Raw genomic sequence first — 3,814 nt, forward strand, 5'->3', positions numbered from 1 at the left:
CGGCAACAGCTCGGCGCTGCTGACCATCCCCGAGAACGAGACCTTCAACGTACGCGTGATGCCCATGCGCATCTGACGCACCCGTCTTCCACGCCGGGGGTGAGTGCTATGGTTTTTTGTAGCTATATGCCCTAGAAGATATTGCGCTGGAGGCCTATTTTGTCATGATCCTGTGCCCCGCTCGCGCAGCACCACGGTGATCTGGCCGTTGGTCTCGATGGTGGCCCGCTCCACCTCGTGCAGGTGCAGGCTGCCCCCGGCGCGCAGCGCGGCGGCGAGGTCCTCGGTGGAGATCAGTTCCTTGCGCATGAGTGCGGCGTTCACCTGGCCGCCCTGCACCAGCACCTCCGGCTTGCCGTCCACCAGGTGCGCCAGGCGCGGGAAGTGGAAGGTCAGCTGGGCCAGCAGCACATGGCAGGCGATGAGGGTCAGGGCCGAGATGAGCCCGCCCACCAGGGAGTTGTCGCCCGCGTTCATCGAGTTCTGCACTGCGTTCGACAGGATCAGCAGCAGCACCAGGTCGAACGGCGCGGTCTGCCCGGTCTGGCGCTTGCCGGTCAGGCGCAGGAAGACCAGCAGGAAGAGGTACACGATCACCCCGCGAACGATGAATTCCCACCACGGCACGCTCATTGCCAACATGGCCATTCTCCAGTTGCGCCCGACATGGGCGGGGTGCAGTGTGCCATCTGCAAGAATGCGCCCCTCGGGCCCGAGCCGGGCCGCTTTCTTGCTTTCCGTTTTTGCAGCAAAGGACCGCCATGCAGCGTCGCACCTTCCACCACCGCGCGTGCGCCGGGGCCCTGGCCCTGGGGCTGCTGGCCGCCCGCGGCCAAGCGCTGGCGTTGTCGCTGGGCGACCTGTCCGGCGCCGATGCCGCCAGCGGCGTGAAAGCCGCGCTGGCGCAGGGCGCGCAGGCCGCCGTGTCCCTGCTCGGGCGGCCCGACGGCTTTCTGGGCAACCCGCAGGTGCGCATCGCGCTGCCGGCGCGCCTGGAAAAAGCCGCGGAGCTGATGCGCCGCTTCGGGCAGGGCCGCCGCATCGACGAACTGGTGACTTCCATGAACCGCGCAGCCGAGCAGGCCGTGCCGATGGGCCGCGACCTGCTGGTGGGCGCGGTGCAGACGATGACCGTGGCCGATGCCAAGGGCATCCTGGCCGGTGGCGAAACCTCGGTGACCGAGTTCTTCGCGCGCAGGACCCGGGTGCCACTGGGCGAGCGCTTCCTGCCCGTGGTGAACCGCGCCATCGAGCAGGTGGGGCTCACGCAGCAGTACAACGCCTTCGCCAGCAAGGCCGCGGGGTTCGGCCTGATCCGGCAGGAAGATGCCAACCTGTCGCAGTACGTCACGGGCAAGACCCTGGACGGCCTGTACCTCATGATCGGCGAGGAGGAAAAGAAGATCCGCCAGGACCCGGTCGGCTCGGGCAGCGCCATCCTGCGCAAGGTGTTCGGGGCGCTGAAATGACAGGGGGCGAGACGGTGAGCCCGGCCACCCCACGATCGCCCGCCCCGCACGATGGCCTTGCCGCGTGCCCCTGCGGCCGTTCCTCCGGCCCCTCGCCGCAGCGCCGGCCCTTGCCTTACGCCGGGTGCTGCGGCCGCTACATCGACCACTTCGACACCACCCCCGCGCCCGATGCGGAAAGCCTCATGCGCTCGCGCTACACCGCCTTCGTGCGCGAGCAGGCGCCCTACCTGCTGGCCACCTGGGAGGTGGCGCACCGGCCCGCGCAGGTGGCGTTCGATCCGGGCGTGCGCTGGCTGGGCCTGGAAGTGCGTGCGCACCGCCGCCTGGATGGCGGGCGCGCCGAGGTCGAGTTCGTCGCCCGCCAGCGCATGCCCGGCGGCCGTGCCCACCGCCTGCATGAACTGAGCCGCTTCGTGCGGCAGGACGGGCGCTGGTTCTACGTGGACGGCGACCTCCGCTAGGCACTGCCGCATGCCCGATCCCTCCGGCGGCGCGGTGACGCCCGTTTCCGCATCCGTGTCCGCAGTCCCCGATGTGCTGGGCCCGCCGGCATCCCGGGCCGGCGGGATCGAGGAGGCCGGCGGGCAGGCGCTGGACCTGGCCGTGCGCCGCCGGCTGCTGCAGTCGCTGGCCTCGCGAGGCTCCTCGGAGATCGCCGCGGTGGTCATCCCCGGCGTGCTGGTGGGGTTCTACGGCCGCTTCGCGCCGCCCGGTCCGCTGATCGTCTGGTGGGTGCTCTTCGGGGTCGTGGCCCTGGGGCTGCTGCGGCTGCGCCGCGGCCTGCAGCGCGACGCCGCGCTGCCCGATGCGGTGGCCGTGCCCAAATGGGAGCGCATCTTCCAGTGGCTGTCCCTGGGGACGGGGCTGATGTGGACGCTGCCTGTCTTTCTCACGATGTCCGCGGCCCCGCTCGAATTCCGGCTCTTCCTGTACATGGTGCTGTGCGCGGTCATCGCGTCGGCCACGACGTTCCTCGCCCCGGTGCCGGTCATCTTCTGGCGCTATTTCGCGGCCAGCTACCTGCCGCCCACGCTGGCGATCTACTGGTACTTCCCGCAGCGCTGGCACTACCTGCTGCCGCTGATGCTGCTGTACGGCGCCGTGCTGTGCCGCCATGCCTGGGGATCGCGCCGCTTCGTGGTGCAGCAGGTGGAGATGGAGCGCCAGCGCGCGCGGCTGGCGGAGCAGTACCGCGCCGCCAAGGAGGCCGCCGAGCGCGCGCTGGAGGAAAAGAACCGGTTCATCGCCACCGCCAGCCACGACCTGCGCCAGCCGCTGCACGCCATGGGCCTGCTGCTGGAAACGGCCCTGCAGCGCAACGGCGACGTTCGCCTGAACGCCGTGCTGCAGGACGTCCAGAGCTGCGTGCGATCGCTGAACTTCATGTTCAACGCGCTGCTGGACCTGTCGCGCATCGAGGCGGGCACCTTCACGGTGCGCGAGGAGACCGTGTCCCTGCGCGCCCTGTTCGACGACGTGGCCGCCGTGTTCGCGCCCGACGCCGAACTGCGCGGCCTGCACCTGCGCCTGCGCCTGCCGCGCCAGCGCGAGGCGGCGGTGCGCGGCGACCCGGCGCTGCTGCGCCAGATGGTGTTCAACCTGGCGCAGAACGCGCTGCGCTACACCGCCTCGGGCGGGGTGCTGCTGGGGGCGCGGGCGCGGGGTGGCCGCTGGCGCATCGAGGTGTGGGACACCGGTGCGGGCGTGGCCCCCAAGGACCGCCACCGCATCTATGCACCGTTCTACCGCAGCGATCAGGCCCAGGTGCAGCAGGCCGAAGGGCACGGCCTGGGGCTGTCGGTGGTGGCCCGCTCGGCGGGGCTGATCGGCGCCGGGCACGGGTTCGAATCCACGCCGGGCCGGGGCTCGTGCTTCTGGCTGGAGTTGCCGGCGGCGCAGCCCGGCGGCCCGTTGTCGGCCGAGCCTTTGCTGCAGCCGGCGGCGCCCTGGGCCGAACGCATGGCCTCGCTGCAGGGGCGTTGCCTGCTGGTGGAGGACGATCCGCAGATCGCCGCTTCGCTGTCCCAACTGCTGCAGTCGTGGGGGCTGCAGGTGCAATGGGCGGCCACCGGGGCGCAGGCCATGGCCCGGGTGGACGGCGGCTTCGTGCCCGATGCCGTGCTGTGCGACCACCGGCTGGGCGCGGGCGAGAGCGGCCTGGCCGTGCTGCAGGCGCTGCTGGCGCGCTGCGGCCATGCGCACGGCGCCATGGTGAGCGGCGAGCACGACGCCCCCGGCGCTGGTGCAGGCCGAGGACGACGGCTACCTCGTGTTCCGCAAGCCGCTGGCGCCGCAGGCGCTGCACGCGGTGCTGTCGCGCTGGCTGGCGCGCACGGACCCGG

4 protein-coding genes are annotated in these 3,814 nt (G+C 71.3%); 3 read left to right on the top strand and 1 reads right to left on the bottom strand.

What is annotated here, in order from left to right:
- Window positions 1-162: 162 nt before the first annotated feature.
- Entirely contained in the window at window positions 163-642 is a 480-nt protein-coding gene (locus tag AC27IO_RS21670) for a DUF421 domain-containing protein (RefSeq protein WP_272565338.1), read from the bottom strand.
- Window positions 643-761: 119 nt separating this feature from the next.
- On the opposite strand from AC27IO_RS21670, the gene AC27IO_RS21675 reads away from it, so the two are divergent.
- The 3 genes from AC27IO_RS21675 to AC27IO_RS21685 all read left to right on the top strand — a co-directional run.
- Window positions 762-1,469, top strand: coding sequence for a DUF4197 domain-containing protein (locus AC27IO_RS21675; RefSeq protein WP_284427288.1), 708 nt, complete (start codon window positions 762-764; stop codon window positions 1,467-1,469).
- A complete protein-coding gene (locus AC27IO_RS21680) occupies window positions 1,466-1,933 on the top strand; it encodes a YchJ family protein (protein WP_498740700.1) in 468 nt (155 codons plus the stop codon). Before AC27IO_RS21675 ends, AC27IO_RS21680 begins: the two co-directional genes overlap by 4 nt.
- Window positions 1,934-1,943: 10 nt before the next feature.
- The coding region (locus AC27IO_RS21685; RefSeq protein ID WP_498740702.1) for a hybrid sensor histidine kinase/response regulator at window positions 1,944-3,814 on the top strand (1,871 nt) is incomplete at its 3' end.

It is taken from the genome of Acidovorax sp. KNOB132, assembly GCF_057541515.1.